The sequence below is a fragment of the Enhydrobacter sp. genome (genome assembly GCF_030246845.1).
GTDB lineage: Bacteria > Pseudomonadota > Alphaproteobacteria > Reyranellales > Reyranellaceae > Reyranella.
In genome coordinates this window covers 4533499-4549741 of record NZ_CP126889.1, presented here as the reverse complement: position 1 = coordinate 4549741, position 16243 = coordinate 4533499, and the positions used below count along the sequence as shown (strand labels likewise).

Here is a 16243-nt window from a genome sequence, read left to right as displayed (position 1 = left end):
ACCGGCAGGATCGGAAATACTGATCGAATGGATCTCGAGGGAATCAGGACCTTCGTTGCGATCGCCGAGCTCGGCGGTTTCACCGCCGCCGGCCGGCGCCTGCACCGGTCGCAACCCGCGATCAGCCGCCGGCTCGCGCTGCTCGAGCGGGAGCTGGCGGCACCTTTGCTCGAACGCATCCGTGGACGGGCACGATTGACAGCCGCCGGCCAGGCTTTCCTGCCGCATGCCGAAGCGGCGCTTGCCGCCCTGCAGGACGGACAGGAAGCCGTGCGCGGTCTCGGCTCCGGCCTTTCGGGCACGGTCTCGCTCGTCCTGGTGGGCACGCTTGCCGATACGCACATCGTCGACGTGCTACACCGCTTTGCCCGTCGCTCGAAGAATGTCCGCCTCGAGCTGCGTACGGCGTCGAGTGCGGAGGTCACCGACCTGGTGCGCCGCGGCGAGGCCACGCTGGGATTGCGCTACTTCGCCAGCGACCGGCCGGACCTGGTGTCCCTGGACGCCGGATCGGAGGCGATGCTGGTGGTCGCGGCGTCGAACCATCCCCTCGCCGGCCGCCGCATCCGCAATCCGTCCATTCTCTCGCGCGAGCGATGGATCGGCTTTCCGCCCATGGCCGGGGAACGGGAGTCTTCCGGTCATGTGCTCGCGCGCCAGCTCGTCCGGGCCGGCCTCGATGCCGCCGACCTGACGCTGATCGACAGTCTCACCGCGCAGAAGCGCCTGGCGCAGGCCGGCTTCGGCCTGGCGCTGGTTCCGGAAAGCAGCGTCGGCGACGAGCTGCGCCGGGGCGTGCTGGTGACGCTCGACGTTCCGGCCATGGCCACGACCATCCCGATCACGGCGATCCATCGCCGCCGCGCCTATCTCTCGCCGGCCGCCAGGTTGCTGTTGTCGCTGTTGACGGCAAAGCACCGTTTCAGGAGCCGAAGAAATCGGCGATAGCAAGATCGCTCCACGGCTGCCGGTGGCCAATGCCGTGAAAGCCGACATGACCGCCCTGCCTGGTCAACAGCGGCTTGAGCGCGGGATTGGCGCGCCAGTCGTACCCGCCGTAGAGAGCCCCGGGGATCCAGGGGTCGTCCAGCGAAGCGAGCACGAGGGTCGGCACGCGGATGCCCGGCATGAACCGGACCGGCTTGCAGCGTTCGTAGTAGTCCTCGGCCCCGTCGAAACCGTGGCGCGGCGCGATGAAATTCTGATCATACTGCCAGATCGTCCGGGCGCCGAGGATGCCCGCGCGCTCCTTCGGCGACAGCAAGGCGCCTTCGCCAGTCGCCTCGCGTTTCATCTCGCCGAGGATATGGCGATGGTAGAGCCTGTTCCGCCGCCGCATCATATTTCGGCACGTCGCCGACAGATCGATGGGCACGGAAACGCTGGCGGCCGCGACAAGCGGCGCCGCGGTCCCTTCTTCGCCGAGATACTTCAGCAGCATCGCGCCGCCCAGCGAATAGCCGACCGCCATCAGACCGTGCCCCGTCAGCTCGGATGGCAGCGCGGCCAGCAACTCGCGAAAATCCGCGCTGCGGCCGGCATAGTAATGGCCGCTGCACAAAGCCCGGGACGGCCCGGCGCCGCGCAGATTGAGTCGCAATACGCGATAACCGCGTTCCAGCAACAGCCGCGCCTGGCTCAGCATGTAGCGGCTCTCCTCCGAGCCGGTCAGCCCATGGATCAGGATGACGAGCGGCGTGTTCGGTCGCGGCGTCGGCCGCTGGTCGAGACGGCCAAGCAGGGTGTCGCCGTCCTTCAGGCGAAAGCTCAGCCGTTCACTTCGGCATGAAACCGGCAGAGCCGGCATCGGCTGCAGCCGGCTCGCCAATGTCTGCAGGCCCGCGCCCCACCAGGGGAAGCGCGGTCGGAAAGGCGGCGGGGAGAAGCTCACGCACTCATGCTATCGACCCGCTCGAGGAATTTTTCCAGCGCGAGATCGCACCACGGACGGTTGCCGGCATCGCCATGGAAGCCAACATGACCGCCGGTCGGCGTGAACACCGGCAGCAGCCAGGGATTGTCGTCCCACTCGAACGCCTTGTAGTGGGCTATCGGGATCCAGGGATCGTCGCACGCCGCCAGAACCATGGTCGGGACGCGGATCTCGGGCATGTAGCGAAGCGGCGCGCAGAGATCGTAGTAGTCCTGGCCATCGCGATAGCCGTAGCGCGGCGCGATGAACCTGTCGTCGTACTCCTGGACCGTGCGCGCGCTGCGCACGATCTCGCGCTCCTCGGGCGACAGCCGGGCGCCCTCGCCCAGCGTCTCGGCCTTCACGCCGTTCAGGATGTAGGCGTGATAGAGCCGATTGCGCGGCCGCATCATCTGTTTGGCCGTCCCGACGAGATCGATCGGGGCGCAGACGCTGGCGGCGGCGCGCAGCGGCGAGAAGGCGCCCTCCTCGCCCAGATACTTGAGCAGCATGGCGCCGCCCAGCGAATAGCCGATGGCGACGATGCCGTTCTTGGTGAGGTCCTCCGGGATCTGCCACAAAACGCGGCGAAAGTCGGCCGTGCGACCGACGTGATAGATCTCGCCGCAATACGGCCGGGACGGGCCGGCGCCCCGGACATTGAGGCGCAGCACCCGATAGCCGCAGTCGAGGAGATGGCGCGCGGCGCTCAGCATGTAGACGCTGGTCTCGCAGCCGGTCATGCCGTGAATCAAAAGAACGAGCGGACGCCCATCGATTGGCTCCACCGGCTGGTCCAGCATGCCGAGGAGAATGTCGCCCGTGCGGTCGGCCATCGGGAAGCAGACGCGTTCGCTCGCATGCGGCGCCAGGTCGGACGGCGGCGAGCGCCACCACACCGAGAGCGTCTGCAGATCCGCACCCCACCATGGAAAACGCGGCCTGAACGGCGGCAGATCCAGGGATTCGATAGACGGGGGCACGACAGGTCCGTATTCAGCTTTGTGACTATGAAAACGTCCTTTTCTTCGCAGAGTTCCGCGACGCTCGGCGTCCTCTGCGCGATCGGCGCTGCAACGGTCTTCAGCACCGCCGGAGTCATCGTGCGGCGTATCGAGCTGCCGCCGTGGGACGTGTCGTTTTGGCGCTCCGTCCTGCTCTTCGCCACGATCCTGCCCCTGCTCTTGCTGCAATGGCGCCGCGTTTTGATCGATATCCGCAGTGCCGGAGCGGCACTCCTCCTGAGCGCGCTGATGCTCGCGGGCAGCTTCATCGCCTTCATCCTGGCCCTGGGGCTCGCGCCTGTCGCCAACGTGCTGATTGTCTTCGGCGCGACGCCCTTCGTCACCGCCGTTCTCGCCCGGCTGTTGCTGGGAGAACCCATCCACCGTCACACGCTTGCGGCAATGGGCGCGGCGGTGGTTGGTCTTGCCCTGAGCGTCGCCGGTTCGCTGAAGGCGGGCGCCGTGCCGGGCATGATGGTGAGCGCCATCGTGACTTTGTGCATGAGCTCCAACTACGTGATCGTGCGGCATCGCCGCGATATCGGCATGGCGCCTGCGCTGGCGCTGGCCGGCGCCATTTCCGCCGCGGTGGCGCTCCCTTTCGCCCACCCGTCGGCGGCGACGGGCGAGGATTTCGCCTGGCTGCTGGCGCTCGGCCCGGGGCAGCTCGCCGGCGGGCTGCTGCTCTATCTCGCCAGTCTCAAGCACATCCCGGCCGGACGGGCCGCCCTGCTCGGCCTGCTCGAGCTGGTGCTCGGGCCGATCTGGGTCTGGGCGATCGAAGGCGAACGGCCGGGCGATCTCACCCTCCTCGGCGGCGCGATCGTCATCGGTGCGGCCGCGGCAAATGTCTGGCTGGATTCGCGGCGGGCCACTGGTTAAGAACCCCGCATGACCCAGAAGAGCAAAGGCCCGCTGTCGGGCATCACCGTCGTCGATCTCTCGCGCATCCTTGCCGGCCCGTACTGCACGCTGCTGCTGGCCGAGATGGGTGCGCGCGTCATCAAGGTCGAATCGCCCAAGGGCGGTGACGATGCGCGCGCCTACGGCCCCTACGTGAAGGGCAAGTCGACCTACTTCGCCTCGGTCAATCGCGGCAAGCAAAGCATCGCGCTCGATCTCAAGAACGAGTCGGACAGGGCGATCTTCGAGAAGCTGCTGGCCAAGGCCGACGTGGTGGTCGAGAACTTCCGGCCCGGCACGATGGAGAAGCTGGGCTACGGCTGGGACGCGCTGCATGACAGGTACCCGCAGCTCATCTATGCATCGGCATCGGGCTTCGGCCACACCGGACCGAACTCGCGCGATCCCGCCTACGACATGGTGGTCCAGGGCATGGGCGGCGTCATGAGCATCACCGGCCCCGAAGGCGGCGAGCCGGTCCGGGTCGGCATGTCGATCGGCGACATCGGCGCCGGCCTCTACACTGCCGTCGCCGTGAACGCCGCGCTGGTCCATCGCCTGAAGACCGGCGAGGCGACCAGGGTCGATATCGGCATGTTCGACTGCCAGATCGCGCTCCTGGAGAATGCGGTCATGCGCTACACGGTCGAGGGCGAGGTCCCGGGGCCGCTCGGCGCAAGACATCCGACGATCGTGCCGTTCCAGGCCTTCAAGACCGCCGACGGCGCCATCATCATCTCGGCCGGCAACGACGGCCTGTTCGTGAAGCTGTGCGGCGCGCTCGGGATGCCGGCGATGGCCGCCGATCCCGAGTACAAGACCAACGCGCTCAGGCAGAAGAGCCATACGCGCCTGCAGGGCGAGATCGAGAGCCTGCTGCGGACCAGGCCCACCGCGCACTGGCTCGGCGTCCTGTCGAAGGCGGACATTCCCTGCGGCCCCATCAACAACATCAAGCAGGCCTTGGCCCATCCGCAGGTGGCGGCACGCAACATGCTGGTCGAGGTGCCGGACGGCAGCGGCGGCACGCTGAAGCTCGCCGGCAATCCGATCAAGATGTCGGCCTTCGAAGATCCGAAGACGCGGCCCGCGGCACCGGACCTCGACGCTGATCGCGAGGCGATCCTCTCCTTCATCGGCAGCTAGACGTGGGGGCTGCCCCCGTCCGCAGACCGGCGTCGTTCGCCGCGCGCCTCGGCATCGGCATCGCCAAGCTGCTGGCCGGGCTCGCGGTCGCCCTCCTGGTCTTCGCCATCGGGACGTTCTTCCAGGTGCGCGGCGCGCTGCCGCCCTACAGCGGCCGTTTCGACGTGCAGGGCCTGAAGGCACCGGTCGAAATCCTGCGCGACAAGAATGCCGTGCCCCACATCATCGCCGGCTCGATCGAGGACGCCGTCTTCGGCCTCGGCTTCGTGCACGCACAGGACCGCTTCTGGCAGATGGAGTTCATGCGCCGCCTGGGTCAGGGCCGGCTGTCCGAGATCCTGCCCCCCGCGCTGGTTGGACCAGGCATCGTCGAGACCGACCGCACGATGCGGGGCCTCGGCCTCTATCGCGCCGCACAGGACAGTGTCGGCGCGCTGTCGCCCAGCGCGCGCGCCATCCTCGATGCCTATGCCGCCGGCGTGAATGCCTGGCTGGCCGACGACGACCGGCAGTATGGCCTCGAGCTCACGCTGGTGCGCCTGCTGACCGGCGGCCGCTACAAGCCCGACAACTGGCAGCCGGCCGATTCGATCGTCTGGCAGAAGCTGATGGCGCTTACGCTCGACGGCAACTGGCGCGCCGAGCTGCTGCGGCTGATGGAGCTGCGCAAGATCGGCGAGGACGGCGTCAAGTTCCTGATGGGGCCGCCCGGCGACAGCCGCGACGCCACGCTGTCGCTGGTCAACCAGGCGCTGCAAGGCATCGATCTCGACCGCCTCTATCGCGGCACCGACAACTTCGCCACGCGCAAGCGCGAGGCCTCGAACGAATGGGTGTTGTCGGGCGCCCACACCGTGTCGGGCAAGCCACTGCTCGCCAACGATCCGCATCTAGGCTTCGGTTTTCCCGGCCTCTGGTATCTGGCGCGGCTGGTCGGGCCGGGCTTCGACATCCGCGGTGTGTCCGCACCCGGCGGTCCCGGCATCGTCCTCGGTCACAATGCCAGCATCGGCTGGGGCTTCACCACGACCAACCTCGACAGCCAGGACCTGTTCGTCGAGCGCATCGATCCGACCGATCCCAAGCGCTACCTGACGCCCGACGGCGCGCGCCCCTTCGGTGGCCGCGACGAGACGATCAACGTGCTGTGGGGTCAGCCGGTGCAGATGCACATCCGCAGCACCCGGCACGGCGTGGTGATCAACGATTTCATGAGCGGCGCCGACGAGCTCGCCGGCCAGGGCCACGTGCTCGCCCTCCAGGCGACCGCGCTCGACGGCGCCGACACCTCGATCGAAGGCTTCCTCCGCATTGGCCTCGCGCAGAACTGGGACGACTTCCTGGACGCCACGCGCAAGATCATCACGCCGATGCAGAACATCGTCTATGCCGACACGTCGGGAAACATCGGTCTCGTGGCGCCCGGCCGTGTGCCGATCCGGCGCAAAGGCGACGGCTCGATGCCCTCGCCCGGCTGGACCGGCGAATACGACTGGGCGAGCTTCGTGCCGTTCGACGAGCTGCCGCGCACCTACAACCCGGCGAGCGGCATCATCGTCAACGCCAATGCCCGCCTCGTGCCCGACGACTATCGTCACTTCATCAGCCGCGACTGGGCCGAACCCTACCGCCAGCGCCGCGCCAACCAGCTTCTGCGCGAGGTCGAGCGCCATCCGGTCTATGGCATGATCGCCATCCAGGCCGACAATCTTTCGCCCGATGCCGCCGAGATCCTGCCGGTGCTGCTGAAGGTGCCGCCGCGCAACGCGCGCGCCGCCAAGGTGCACGACCTGATGGGCCACTGGAATCGCTTCATGCTGGCGGATCGGCCCGAACCCCTGATCTACACCGCCTGGCTGTTCGAGCTGCAGCGCGAGCTCCTCGCCAACAAGGTGGGCGACGATCTCTACGCGGACATGGCGGCGCCGAACGTGCCGCTGATGCTGCGCATCCTGCGCAACCGGCCGCAATGGTGCGACGATGCCACGACGACCGTGGTCGAGAGCTGCGAGGACATCATCTCGCGATCGCTCGAGGCGGCGCTGAACGGCATTGCCCGGCGCCAGGGCGACGCCATCGAGACCTGGCAGTGGGGCCGCGCACATGACGCCGCGCACAAGCACCCGCTGTTCGACGGCGTCCCGCTCCTGCGCGATTTCGCCTCGGTGCGCTATCCGGCCGACGGCGGCGCGCAGACACTCAATCGCGCCACGCCAGCCTTCCGCGGGCCGCGGCCGTTCGAGGCGGTGCACGGCGCCACCTATCGCGGCATCTACGATTTCAACGACCTCGACAACAGCCGCTTTGCCATCCCGCTGGGCGAGTCGGGTAACATGTTCTCCCGCTGGTCGCACAACTTTCTGGCCGGCTGGCGCAGCTTCAGCTACGTCTATATCGCCGGCACCCCGGCAGAGCTCGAACGCAGTGCCGTCGGCACCATCCGCCTGAGGCCGGTCAATCGTTGATTCATCTCCGGCTGCTTCGCCGTGAGGCGCAATGAGGCCTGAGCGCTATGGACGTGGATTGGTCACCTTGTAGCCCAGCTCGGCAAACACCCGGATGTTGCGGGCTTTGTTCGTTGCAAAGTCGGTCAGCCGTTGCCGATCGTTGCTGGTCAGGTCGTTCAGGCCCGCTTTCCCGGTGGGAAAACTGAGAAGCAGGCCATCGTAGTAGGGGTGAACGTCCACCTTTGGAACGGTGACCAACGTGGTGTCGTCGACGTAGTCGCTGGGAACGTCGCCCTCGACCTTCAATACGCCGCTTACGACCGAAATGTTGACCGCCGGCAAGGACCAGCCCTTCTCGTATTCGAACACCAGCGAGCCCGGGTGGTAGTCGTCCAATCTCGTGAACTGAAGGAAAGTGAGCTCCCTCTTGCGGACCAGGCCGATCTTGTCGTGAACGACACGGACCCATTGGCCGTTCTCCGATCCGACCCAGTAGCTGAAGTCCTCCGCCTCGTCTGTCTCGAATGTGACCTCGTTGCCCACGGGTTTGTCGAAATCCTTCGGGTTCTTCTTGGGATCGCTATCGAACTGGAACAGGTCCTTTGGATTCGGGCTGAAGGCGCCGCCGAACAGATAGCCTGCCATCGTCAGTTGCCGGCCGGTGAAGGGGTTCTTGATGGCGATCCTCATGAACGTTCCCCTCGCCCCGATCCCGGAGGCGCCCGTCATCGAGAGCACCTTCAGCGTCCAGAACTTGCTGGGCGTGTAGATGCGGATCGGGCGACGCTCGATCCTCGAGCCGGTATTGACATTGGCGAGCTCAATGCTGACCACGACGCTGCGATCGACTGCAGCATTGTCTTCACCCGCGGTAGGAAAGGGTTCGCGGCTGCCGACCCCTCGGCCGGGGACCTCGATCGAAATACCGGGCAATTCCTTCTTGACGATCGCCTCGACGACGGCGCGGATATTTTGCGCGCGCGCCTCGGAAAGCTGCTGGTTGAGCCGCTCCGCCTCGGCTGCCGTCTTTGCACCCCGCCATCGCCGGCTGGCGTGACCGACAACGCTTATGTGAACCACCAGATCGTCGCCCATGGGTCGCTCCTCTGCTCGTACCCGGAATCATAAGTCCGGGAGACGGAGCTTGGGAGAGCCTCGACGCATCAAAGCCCTCGTCAGACTCGCGGCCTGTCGCCAGCCAGCGTGATGCGGTGCATCACCCGGCGAAAGCCGTGATAGTCGTTGATCGGGTTGTGCATCGCGCAGCGATTGTCCCAGAAGGCGAGCGAGCCCACCTCCCAGCGGAAGCGGCAGGTGAACTCGGGGCGGACCTGGTGCTGCCACAGGAAACGCAGCAGCGGCAGGCTTTCCGCCTCGGTCCAGCCCTTGATGCAGGCGGTATGGGCATCGCTCGTGTAGAGCGCCTTGCGGCCGGTCTCGGGATGGGTACGCACGAGAGGGTGCTCGGCCTGCAACGTCTTCGGTGTTGCCCCGGCGCCCGCCTGCTTGAGGGCATCCTCGCGCGTGCGCGTGACGTCGGCCTTGGTCGAGGAGCTGATGCCGACCAGCCCCTCGAGTGTCTTTCTGAGGCCCTCCGACAGCGCCTCGTAGGCGAGGTACTGGTTGGCGAACATGGTGTCGCCGCCATAGGGCGGCACCTCGCGGGCCAGCAGCATGCTGCCCATCGGCGGCTCGGGCAGGTACGTCGTGTCGGAATGCCAGATGCCGCCGAAATTGTGGCGCTCGTGCTCGAGCTTCACGACGGGCGTGATCATGGGCGCTTCGGGCAGGCCCTTGAGCTGCGGATATTCGATCGGCTCGCCGAAGCGGCGGGCGAAAGCGACCTGTTGCTGCGGCGTCACCTTCTGATCGCGCAGGAAGATCACCAGGTGATCGAGAAAGGCGCGGCGGACCTCGGCCACCACCTCGTCATCGAGGTCGCGCGCCATGTCGACACCCGCGATCTCGGCACCCAGCGCGCCGGCGATCGGCCTGACCTCGATGTGCCGATAGTTCCTCATCCCTGTCACCCCTTCGTCCAGGACGGTGCGGTTTTCCTCATGAAGGCCGCGATGCCCTCGCTCGCCTGCGGCCGCCGCAACAGCCCGACCAGGCTGCGCGCCGCGTCGTCGAGGACCGACCGGTCGTCGGAGGTCGCGGTCGACAGCACGAGGCGCTTCACCTCCGCCACCGCCTGCGGCTCGAGTTTCAGGATGTCGTCGATCACGGCCCTGAGGGTGCGCGCAAGGTCGGCGGCAGTGCTGCAGAGATGACGTCCCACGCCGAGCCTATAGGCCTCCGCCGCGTCGATCACGCGCGCCGTGACACAGGTCGCGTGTCGCCCCTTCGCCGATGCGGCGCACGATGAAGGGCAGGATCTGCGAGGGGATGAAGCCCGCCTTGGGCTCAGGCAGGCCGAACCTCGCGCTCTCGTGCAGGATCACCACGTCGGAGCAGCAGGCCATGCCGAAGCCACCGCCGACGGCGGTGCCCTCGACGACGGCGACGGTCGGCTGGGGCACGGCGTTCAACGCGGTCAGGGCGTCGCCGAACTGGCGATAGCTCGCGAACATCGGGTCGGTGGCGCCGTCGGCGGGTTGGGGCGGCATCGTGGCCATGACCGAAAGGTCGCCGCCGGCCGAGAAATGACCGCCGGCCCCGCGCAATATCAGCGCGCGACATCGATCGTCGCCTGCTACGCTTTTGAAGGCGTCCTCGAGTTCCACCATCATCTCTTGCGTCAGCGCATTGCGCCGCTCCGGCCGGTTCAGCGTCAGCCGCGTCAGGGCGCCGTCTCGTGTCAAGGTGATGTTGGCGTAGTCGGCCATGGGCAAAGTCTCGGCGAGCGACTATTCTTGCGCAAGATGAAGCGTCTCGCCATTTCGCTGATCGCGCTCTTGGGCTGTGCGGCCTTCGACTGGTCCGACGTCAGGAGGCCGGCGGCTGGCCCGACGCAATCGATCGGCTTCTACTCGGCGGGCTGCATCCGGGGAGCCCAGCCCCTTCCCTTCGACGGCCTGGGCTTCGAGGCCATCCGCATCAGACGCAACCGCTACTGGGGCCAGCCGGTCACGCTGCGCTTCATCGAAGAGCTGGGCGCCAGGATGCACGCCGCCGGCCAGGCGCCGCTCCTGATCGGCGACATCGGCCAGCCGCGCGGCGGTCCGGCGCCGACCGGACACGCCAGTCACCAGAACGGCCTCGATGCCGACATCTGGTTCGAGCGCGATCCCGGCCCACGCCTGCCTCCGCCGGACCGCGAGCATCCGCGCCTGCGACCGCTGGTGCGCGACGACATCAGCATCGACGACACGGTGTTCGGGCCGCAGCACGTGCAGCTCCTCAAGGCCGCGGCCGAGATGCCCCATCTCGACCGCCTGTTCGTGAACCGCTGGATCAAGGCCAGGCTCTGCCACACCGTGACCGGAGACCGGCACTGGCTGCGCAAGATCGTGCCCTGGTACGGGCACGATGCCCACTTCCACGTGCGGCTCCGTTGTCCTCCGGACAATCCGCAGTGCCGGCCGCAGGCCGACTATGCGCACGACGACGGCTGCGGCGCGGCGCTCGACTGGTGGCTGAAGCAGCCGCCGGTCGTCTTCCCGGCCGAGGACGTTCCGCCGAACAAACCCTATCGGCCCAAGCTGCCGGCCGCCTGCGCCGCGGTGCTGAACGCGCCGTCGGAGGACCTGCCCGTCAAGATAACCGGCAAATAGCGCTACTCGCCCTGTGTCAGCAGGCTGCCGGCGCGGCGGGAGGCGCGGAAGAACCACAGGAAGATCTGGAAGCCGACGACGAGATACAGCACCGACAAGGCGAAGGCGAAGCCGAGCAAATGCCACTGCACGGTGTTCTGCAGCAGGATCGACCGCATGCCCTCGAACACGTACGACGTCGGCAGGATATAGGCGAAGAGCTGCAGCCAATGCGGCAGGACGGAGATCGGATAGTAGACGCCGCTGATCGGCATCAGGATGAAAACGGCCGCCCAGGCGAAGCTTTCCGCGCTCTGCCCGACACGCATGATGAGCCCCGACATCGCGAGCCCGATCGACCACGAGAACATCTGCAGGATGAGGAAGAAGGCAAGCAGCGGCAGGCCGAGGCTGTAGATCGAGAAGCCGAAGAAGGCCCAGGCCATCAGCGACACCGGGATCAACCCCAGCAACGTGCGCAGGAGCGCCGCGATGATGATGCCGGTCGCCATTTCCCACGAGCGGATCGGGCTCACGAACAGGTGGCCGAGATTGCGCGACCACATTTCCTCGAGGAAGGCGATGGAGAGCGAGAGATTGCCGCGCACCACCACTTCCCACAGAAGCAGGCCCGACAGCAGCACGCCGGCCGCCTGCGCCACGAAAGAGGATTGCGGCAGCAGGAACTTGGTCATGAAGCCCCACATGACCATCTGGACGGCAGGCCAGTAGATCGAGTCGACGAGCCGCATGATCGAGCTGCGCCAGATATGGATATGGCGCAGCACCAGGGCATAGATCCGGTCGAGAGAGCCGCTCATCGTACCGCCTTGTCCTTGCGCAGGGAATCGAGGCCGCGGGCGCGCCCGCGCGCCATGTCGAGGAACACCTCCTCCATGTCCTCGCGGCCGAAGCGGGCGATGAGATCGCGCGGGCTGCCGCGGTCGAACATGCGGCCGGCCTGCAGCAGCACGACATCGTCGCAGAGCCGTTCGACCTCGGACATGTTGTGCGAGGCGAGCAGGATCGTGGCACGGGTCCCGGCCTGGTAGTCCTTCAGGTAGGTGCGCACCCAGTCGGCCGTGTCGGGGTCGAGCGACGCCGTCGGCTCGTCGAGCAGAAGGACATCGGGCTTGTTGATCAGCGCCTTGGCAAGCGCCACGCGCGTCTTCTGCCCGGCCGACAGCTTGCCGGTCTGCCGATCGAGGAACTGCGCAACCTGCATGTGCTCGGCGATCTCCTCGATGCGACGGTGCAGGGTTCGGACACCATAGAGTCGGCCATAGAACTGAAGGTTCTGCCGCACGGTCAGCCGGTGCGGCAGGTCGACATAAGGCGAGGAGAAATTCATGCGCGGCAGCGCGGCATAGCGATGGCGGCGCATGTCCACGCCGAGGACATGGATCTCACCCGCCGTCGGCTCGAGCAGACCGAGCAGCATGGAGATGGTCGTGGTCTTGCCCGCTCCGTTGCCGCCGAGGAGTCCCAGCACCGCGCCCGGCGGCACGGCGAAGGTCAGGTCATCGACGGCGACGACCTCGCCATACACCTTGCGCAGGTGGCGGACATCGATGGAGGGGGCTGCCGACATCCTTCATCCAACAACAAGAGCCTTTCGGCTCCGCTATGCCGCACCTGGCGCAAGCGCCTTCACCGCCGCCTCGATGCGATCGAGGCCCTGGCTGAGACGCTCCGGGCTCGACGCGAAGCAAAGGCGAAGGTTGCCCTGCCCGCCCGGGCCGAACGCCTCGCCCGGCGCGAGGCCGACCTTGTACTCCTTTGCGAGCTTCATGCAGAAGGCGAATGTGTCCTTGACCCCGTCGACACTGAAGAAGGCGTAGAAGGCTGCCTCCGGGCGCGCAATAGTGACACGCGGCAGGCCGGACAGGCGCTGGAACGCCAGCTCGCGACCGGCTTCGCAGCGGCGCACCATCTCCGCAACGAAGGCATCACCCTTCTCGAGCGCCGCCACCGCGCCGCGCTGCAGGAAGGCCGGCAGGCCAGAGGTGTTGATCTGCACCAGCTTGGCGAACTGGTCGCCGAGCGCTGCCGGATGGGTGAGCCAGCCGATGCGCCAGCCGGTCATCGCCCAGGGCTTGGAAAAGCTGTTCAGCACAATCAGCGGATCGTCCGGCCCGGCGATTTCGAGAAAGGACGGCGCCACCTGGCGGCCGTCGGCGCGCAGGACAAAGGTGAGCCGGGCGTAGACTTCGTCGGCCATCACCCACAGGCCGCGCTCGCGCGCGAAGTCGAGCACCGCGCGCTGCTCGTCGGCGCTCATCGTCCATCCGGTGGGATTGCCCGGCGAGTTGATGAAGATCGCCCGCGTGCGCTCGTCGGCCGTCTCGAACAGCCGCTGCAGGTCGAGCTTCCAGCCGCCGCCCGTCGTCCTGTCCAGCGGCACGTACTTCGGCTCGCCATGCACCAGCTTCACGGCCGACGTGATATTGGGCCAGATGGGCGAGACGATCACGATGTTGTCGCCCGGATCGAGCAGGAGCTGGCATACCAGCAGGATCGCCTGCATGCCGCCGGTCGTGACGCTGATGCGATCGACCGGACATTTGATGCCGTAGAGCCGTTCCGTATAGGCCGACAGCGCCGCGCGCAGCTCGGGCACCCCGCGCTGCCAGGTGTAGAAGGTCTCGCCCGCCTTCAGGCCCTTGGCTGCAGCGTCGCTGATGAAACTCGGGGTGACGAGGTCGCTCTCGCCAAACCAGAGCGGCACGACGTCGGGATCGCCAAAGACCGACATGGAGACTTCCGTGATCGGCGTCTCGGGCAACTTGGCGATGGAACCACTCAGCCCGGCTTCGAGTCCGGGCAGCTTGAAACGAGAACCACTTTGCATACATCGGACGTAGCCCATCGGCCGGATTTTCGCCACCTTGGCAGTTGCCGACGATTCTTGGCGGGCAGGCCAAGGGTGGCTTATCGTCGTCCCGATCATCTGGAGTCACCGATGAAGCGTTCCGCTGCTGCCTTGCTGACCGCCTTCCTCGTTGCCGGCTGCGTCCACGGCTCGAGCATGGATCAGGTGCATGCCGGCATGACGCGGGAGCAGGTCTCGGCCGTGATTGGTCCGCCCGACCTCACGACCAATACCGCTGGCCGCGAATGCGCTCGCTATACCGTCCTCAAGGATTTCTGGAGCCGCGTGCCGTGGAGCATGTCCGACCCCTATTATGTCTGCTACACCAACGGCAAGGTCGATACTTTCGGCCGTGCCACCGTCGCGCATCCGAGTTGACGACATGACAGACGACTACCAGCGTCGCAGCTATGGCGAAATCCCTGTCGGCACCGGCCAGAAGCCGGGCATCGTCGTGGTCGACTTCCAGCTCGGCTTCACCGACGCGCAGTATCCGCTGGGTGGCGCGCCGCTCGTCATGCGCGCGGTCGAGAATACTGCGAAGCTCCTGGAGGTGGCGCGCCGGCACGGCGTGCCGGTGGCGGTCTGCAATACTGCATATCTCAACGAACGGGAGATGCCTTACTGGAAGATCACGGCGGTGCGCGAGACCTTCCTGCACAGCCATCCCAGCACGAAGCTCGATCCGCGCATCTACGATCCGGCGTACGACCTGCAGGTGACCAAGAAAGGCCCCTCTATCTTCTTCGAGACCGGCGTCGCCAACTATTTCACCAAGGAACGCGTCGATACGGTGATCGTCACCGGCTGCAATACGTCGGGCTGCATTCGCGGCACGGCGCTGGACAGCTTCAGCCTGCGCTACCGCACCCTGGTGCCGGAAGATTGCGTCGGCGACATCGAGGAGCAGCCGCATCGCGACAATCTGCGCGACATCGGTCGGCGCTATGTCGACGTTGTCGACCGTGCCTTCTGTACCGACTTCATCGAAAGCTGGGCGCGCCGCAACAGTGGTTGAGCTCAAAAGCTGGCCGAGCGCGCCCCGCCGAGCGACGCCGAGACGCCGGGACCGCACGATTTGCGCGGAACGTTGATGGCGACCACGCGGTCGGCCTTGCGGAAACAGCCCTTGTGCCAGACGCCGGAGAACAACTCGCCCGCGATGCTGGCCGTGCCGAAGCCCTGCGGGACACCGTCGGCATATAGGCCCTCGTAGTGGTCGGTCGCGTTCCAGTCGTAACGGCCGAAGCCTTCACGGCGGTTGTCGACGTAGGTTCCCTCGAAACGGTCGATGGGCTGCCCGTGCTCGAACCATTGCAGCACGCCGTAGCCCTGCTTCTGCCCGCGCGGGCAGGCGCCACTCCAGATCGCCCTGTCGTTCGGATCGGGATGCCAATCCCACATCCGGCAACCTGTTTCCGTGTCGAGCAGCCACGTGCCCTGCTCGCATGGCGAGGTCCAGCTTATCTGGACCGAGTCAGGCTCCTCATAGGGACAATCGGTTTCCGCAGCCGGAACGCGCGGCTGGGCCACAGCGATCAGCGGAAGAGCCGCCACCAGCAAGGCGGAAATGCATCTCGAAAACCACATGGCCCTTTGTCCGCCTTTGCGGACTTGCAACATAAACGTTGTTCACAGGCGAAAGTTGCGACCATGTTATGTCGAGGCTGAGTATCGATATGGAGAGCCACCCATGGCCGTGCTGGTCGTCGGTCTTGTCGTCTTCCTCGGAATCCACACCTTCACGACGCTGCGCGGGCCGCGCGCCGCGCTGATCGAACGCCTGGGCGAAGGTGGCTACAAGGGGCTCTACTCGGTGATCGCGGCGGTCGGCCTCGCCCTCATCATCTGGGGCTTCGGCCGATACCGTGCCCACGACTACGTCCAGCTCTGGACCCCACCCGAGGCTCTGCGGCCGGTCGCGACGGTTCTGATGTGGTTCGCGTTCGTCGCCCTGGCCGCCGCCTACGGTCCGGCCGGCAAGATCAAGGGTGCGCTGCGCCATCCCATGCTGGTGGCGGTCAAGACCTGGGCGCTGGCGCATCTCCTGGCAAACGGCGACCTCGGTGCGCTCGTCCTGTTCGGGGCCTTCCTCCTCTGGGCGGTCTACGACCGTATCGCCGTGAAACACCGCGGCGACACCGGGGCGCGCACCATGCCCGTCACTGTGGGCGACGGCATCGCGGTCGGCATCGGCACCGTCGCCTTCGTCGTCATGTTCTGGCTGCACCCTCTGGTGATCGGCCTGCCGATCGTCTGAGAGG

18 protein-coding genes are annotated in these 16243 nt (G+C 66.5%); 8 read left to right on the top strand and 10 right to left on the bottom strand.

Features of this window, described 5'->3' with window-relative positions; translation table 11 throughout:
- Window positions 1-27 precede the first annotated feature (27 nt).
- Window positions 28-948: a LysR family transcriptional regulator gene (locus OJF58_RS22655; RefSeq protein ID WP_300780077.1), complete on the top strand. Its 921-nt coding sequence runs from the start codon at window positions 28-30 to the stop codon at window positions 946-948.
- On the opposite strand, the gene OJF58_RS22650 is transcribed toward OJF58_RS22655, so the two are convergent.
- Window positions 923-1807, bottom strand: coding sequence for an alpha/beta fold hydrolase (locus OJF58_RS22650; protein WP_300785370.1), 885 nt, complete (start codon window positions 1805-1807; stop codon window positions 923-925). The genes OJF58_RS22655 and OJF58_RS22650 overlap by 26 nt on opposite strands.
- An 80-nt stretch (window positions 1808-1887) precedes the next feature.
- Window positions 1888-2895, bottom strand: coding sequence for an alpha/beta fold hydrolase (locus OJF58_RS22645; RefSeq protein ID WP_300780076.1), 1008 nt, complete (start codon window positions 2893-2895; stop codon window positions 1888-1890).
- 27 nt (window positions 2896-2922) lie between these two features.
- Between OJF58_RS22645 and OJF58_RS22640 the strand changes: the two genes are divergently transcribed.
- Genes OJF58_RS22640 through OJF58_RS22630 form a run of 3 tightly spaced genes read left to right on the top strand, consistent with a single transcriptional unit; the run spans window position 2923 to window position 7430 of the window.
- Entirely contained in the window at window positions 2923-3798 is an 876-nt protein-coding gene (locus OJF58_RS22640) for a DMT family transporter (RefSeq protein ID WP_300780075.1), read from the top strand.
- A 9-nt stretch (window positions 3799-3807) separates the two neighbouring features.
- A complete protein-coding gene (locus OJF58_RS22635) occupies window positions 3808-4965 on the top strand; it encodes a CaiB/BaiF CoA-transferase family protein (protein WP_300780074.1) in 1158 nt (385 codons plus the stop codon).
- Between the two features lie 2 nt (window positions 4966-4967).
- Window positions 4968-7430 carry a penicillin acylase family protein gene (locus tag OJF58_RS22630; protein WP_300780072.1) on the top strand — a complete coding sequence of 821 codons (2463 nt, stop codon included), beginning with the start codon at window positions 4968-4970 and terminating at the stop codon, window positions 7428-7430.
- Window positions 7431-7475: 45 nt separating this feature from the next.
- Here the strand turns inward: OJF58_RS22630 and OJF58_RS22625 are convergent, their stop codons facing one another.
- The 4 genes from OJF58_RS22625 to OJF58_RS22610 all read right to left on the bottom strand — a co-directional run bounded on the left by OJF58_RS22625 (window position 7476) and on the right by OJF58_RS22610 (window position 10240).
- Entirely contained in the window at window positions 7476-8507 is a 1032-nt protein-coding gene (locus OJF58_RS22625) for a hypothetical protein (RefSeq protein WP_300780071.1), read from the bottom strand.
- 80 nt (window positions 8508-8587) lie between these two features.
- Entirely contained in the window at window positions 8588-9433 is an 846-nt protein-coding gene (locus tag OJF58_RS22620) for a TauD/TfdA family dioxygenase (RefSeq protein ID WP_300780069.1), read from the bottom strand.
- A gap of 5 nt (window positions 9434-9438) precedes the next feature.
- Window positions 9439-9726 (bottom strand): hypothetical protein, encoded by a 288-nt coding sequence (locus tag OJF58_RS22615; RefSeq protein ID WP_300780067.1) that lies wholly within the window; start codon window positions 9724-9726, stop codon window positions 9439-9441.
- Window positions 9701-10240: an enoyl-CoA hydratase/isomerase family protein gene (locus OJF58_RS22610; RefSeq protein WP_300780066.1), complete on the bottom strand. Its 540-nt coding sequence runs from the start codon at window positions 10238-10240 to the stop codon at window positions 9701-9703. The genes OJF58_RS22615 and OJF58_RS22610 overlap by 26 nt, the downstream gene beginning before the upstream one ends.
- A 36-nt stretch (window positions 10241-10276) precedes the next feature.
- Here OJF58_RS22610 and mepA point away from each other — a divergent pair, with 36 nt between their 5' ends.
- Window positions 10277-11128 (top strand): penicillin-insensitive murein endopeptidase, encoded by an 852-nt coding sequence (gene mepA / locus OJF58_RS22605; protein ID WP_300785368.1) that lies wholly within the window; start codon window positions 10277-10279, stop codon window positions 11126-11128.
- A gap of 2 nt (window positions 11129-11130) precedes the next feature.
- On the opposite strand, the gene OJF58_RS22600 is transcribed toward mepA, so the two are convergent.
- The 3 genes from OJF58_RS22600 to OJF58_RS22590 are packed head-to-tail and all read right to left on the bottom strand — an operon-like array spanning window position 11131 to window position 14057.
- Window positions 11131-11928: an ABC transporter permease gene (locus OJF58_RS22600; protein WP_300780064.1), complete on the bottom strand. Its 798-nt coding sequence runs from the start codon at window positions 11926-11928 to the stop codon at window positions 11131-11133.
- Window positions 11925-12698, bottom strand: a complete 774-nt coding sequence (locus OJF58_RS22595) for an ABC transporter ATP-binding protein (RefSeq protein ID WP_300780063.1) — start codon at window positions 12696-12698, stop codon at window positions 11925-11927. The genes OJF58_RS22600 and OJF58_RS22595 overlap by 4 nt, the downstream gene beginning before the upstream one ends.
- 33 nt (window positions 12699-12731) lie before the next feature.
- Window positions 12732-14057, bottom strand: a complete 1326-nt coding sequence (locus OJF58_RS22590) for a pyridoxal phosphate-dependent aminotransferase (RefSeq protein WP_300780062.1) — start codon at window positions 14055-14057, stop codon at window positions 12732-12734.
- 12 nt (window positions 14058-14069) lie between these two features.
- On the opposite strand from OJF58_RS22590, the gene bamE reads away from it, so the two are divergent.
- Both bamE and OJF58_RS22580 read left to right on the top strand, forming a co-directional pair.
- The gene (gene bamE, locus OJF58_RS22585) at window positions 14070-14357 is read left to right on the top strand and encodes an outer membrane protein assembly factor BamE (protein WP_300780061.1); all 288 of its coding nucleotides are present in this window, start codon (window positions 14070-14072) and stop codon (window positions 14355-14357) included.
- 4 nt (window positions 14358-14361) lie between these two features.
- On the top strand, window positions 14362-14997 hold the full coding sequence (locus OJF58_RS22580; protein ID WP_300780060.1) for an isochorismatase family protein: 636 nt from the start codon (window positions 14362-14364) through the stop codon (window positions 14995-14997).
- 2 nt (window positions 14998-14999) lie between these two features.
- On the opposite strand, the gene OJF58_RS22575 is transcribed toward OJF58_RS22580, so the two are convergent.
- On the bottom strand, window positions 15000-15569 hold the full coding sequence (locus OJF58_RS22575; protein ID WP_300780059.1) for a hypothetical protein: 570 nt from the start codon (window positions 15567-15569) through the stop codon (window positions 15000-15002).
- Window positions 15570-15672: 103 nt separating this feature from the next.
- Between OJF58_RS22575 and OJF58_RS22570 the strand changes: the two genes are divergently transcribed.
- Window positions 15673-16239: an NnrU family protein gene (locus OJF58_RS22570; RefSeq protein WP_300780058.1), complete on the top strand. Its 567-nt coding sequence runs from the start codon at window positions 15673-15675 to the stop codon at window positions 16237-16239.
- Window positions 16240-16243 lie beyond the last annotated feature (4 nt).

Coding starts and splice junctions, on each gene's coding strand:
- OJF58_RS22655 (WP_300780077.1), top strand. CDS start 28: ATGGATCTCGAGGGAATCAGGACCTTCGTTGCGATCGCCGAGCTCGGC.
- OJF58_RS22650 (WP_300785370.1), bottom strand. CDS start 1,807: ATGCCGGCTCTGCCGGTTTCATGCCGAAGTGAACGGCTGAGCTTTCGC.
- OJF58_RS22640 (WP_300780075.1), top strand. CDS start 2,923: ATGAAAACGTCCTTTTCTTCGCAGAGTTCCGCGACGCTCGGCGTCCTC.
- OJF58_RS22635 (WP_300780074.1), top strand. CDS start 3,808: ATGACCCAGAAGAGCAAAGGCCCGCTGTCGGGCATCACCGTCGTCGAT.
- OJF58_RS22625 (WP_300780071.1), bottom strand. CDS start 8,507: ATGGGCGACGATCTGGTGGTTCACATAAGCGTTGTCGGTCACGCCAGC.
- OJF58_RS22620 (WP_300780069.1), bottom strand. CDS start 9,433: ATGAGGAACTATCGGCACATCGAGGTCAGGCCGATCGCCGGCGCGCTG.
- OJF58_RS22610 (WP_300780066.1), bottom strand. CDS start 10,240: ATGGCCGACTACGCCAACATCACCTTGACACGAGACGGCGCCCTGACG.
- mepA (WP_300785368.1), top strand. CDS start 10,277: ATGAAGCGTCTCGCCATTTCGCTGATCGCGCTCTTGGGCTGTGCGGCC.
- OJF58_RS22600 (WP_300780064.1), bottom strand. CDS start 11,928: ATGAGCGGCTCTCTCGACCGGATCTATGCCCTGGTGCTGCGCCATATC.
- OJF58_RS22595 (WP_300780063.1), bottom strand. CDS start 12,698: ATGTCGGCAGCCCCCTCCATCGATGTCCGCCACCTGCGCAAGGTGTAT.
- OJF58_RS22590 (WP_300780062.1), bottom strand. CDS start 14,057: ATGATCGGGACGACGATAAGCCACCCTTGGCCTGCCCGCCAAGAATCG.
- bamE (WP_300780061.1), top strand. CDS start 14,070: ATGAAGCGTTCCGCTGCTGCCTTGCTGACCGCCTTCCTCGTTGCCGGC.
- OJF58_RS22580 (WP_300780060.1), top strand. CDS start 14,362: ATGACAGACGACTACCAGCGTCGCAGCTATGGCGAAATCCCTGTCGGC.
- OJF58_RS22575 (WP_300780059.1), bottom strand. CDS start 15,569: ATGTGGTTTTCGAGATGCATTTCCGCCTTGCTGGTGGCGGCTCTTCCG.
- OJF58_RS22570 (WP_300780058.1), top strand. CDS start 15,673: ATGGCCGTGCTGGTCGTCGGTCTTGTCGTCTTCCTCGGAATCCACACC.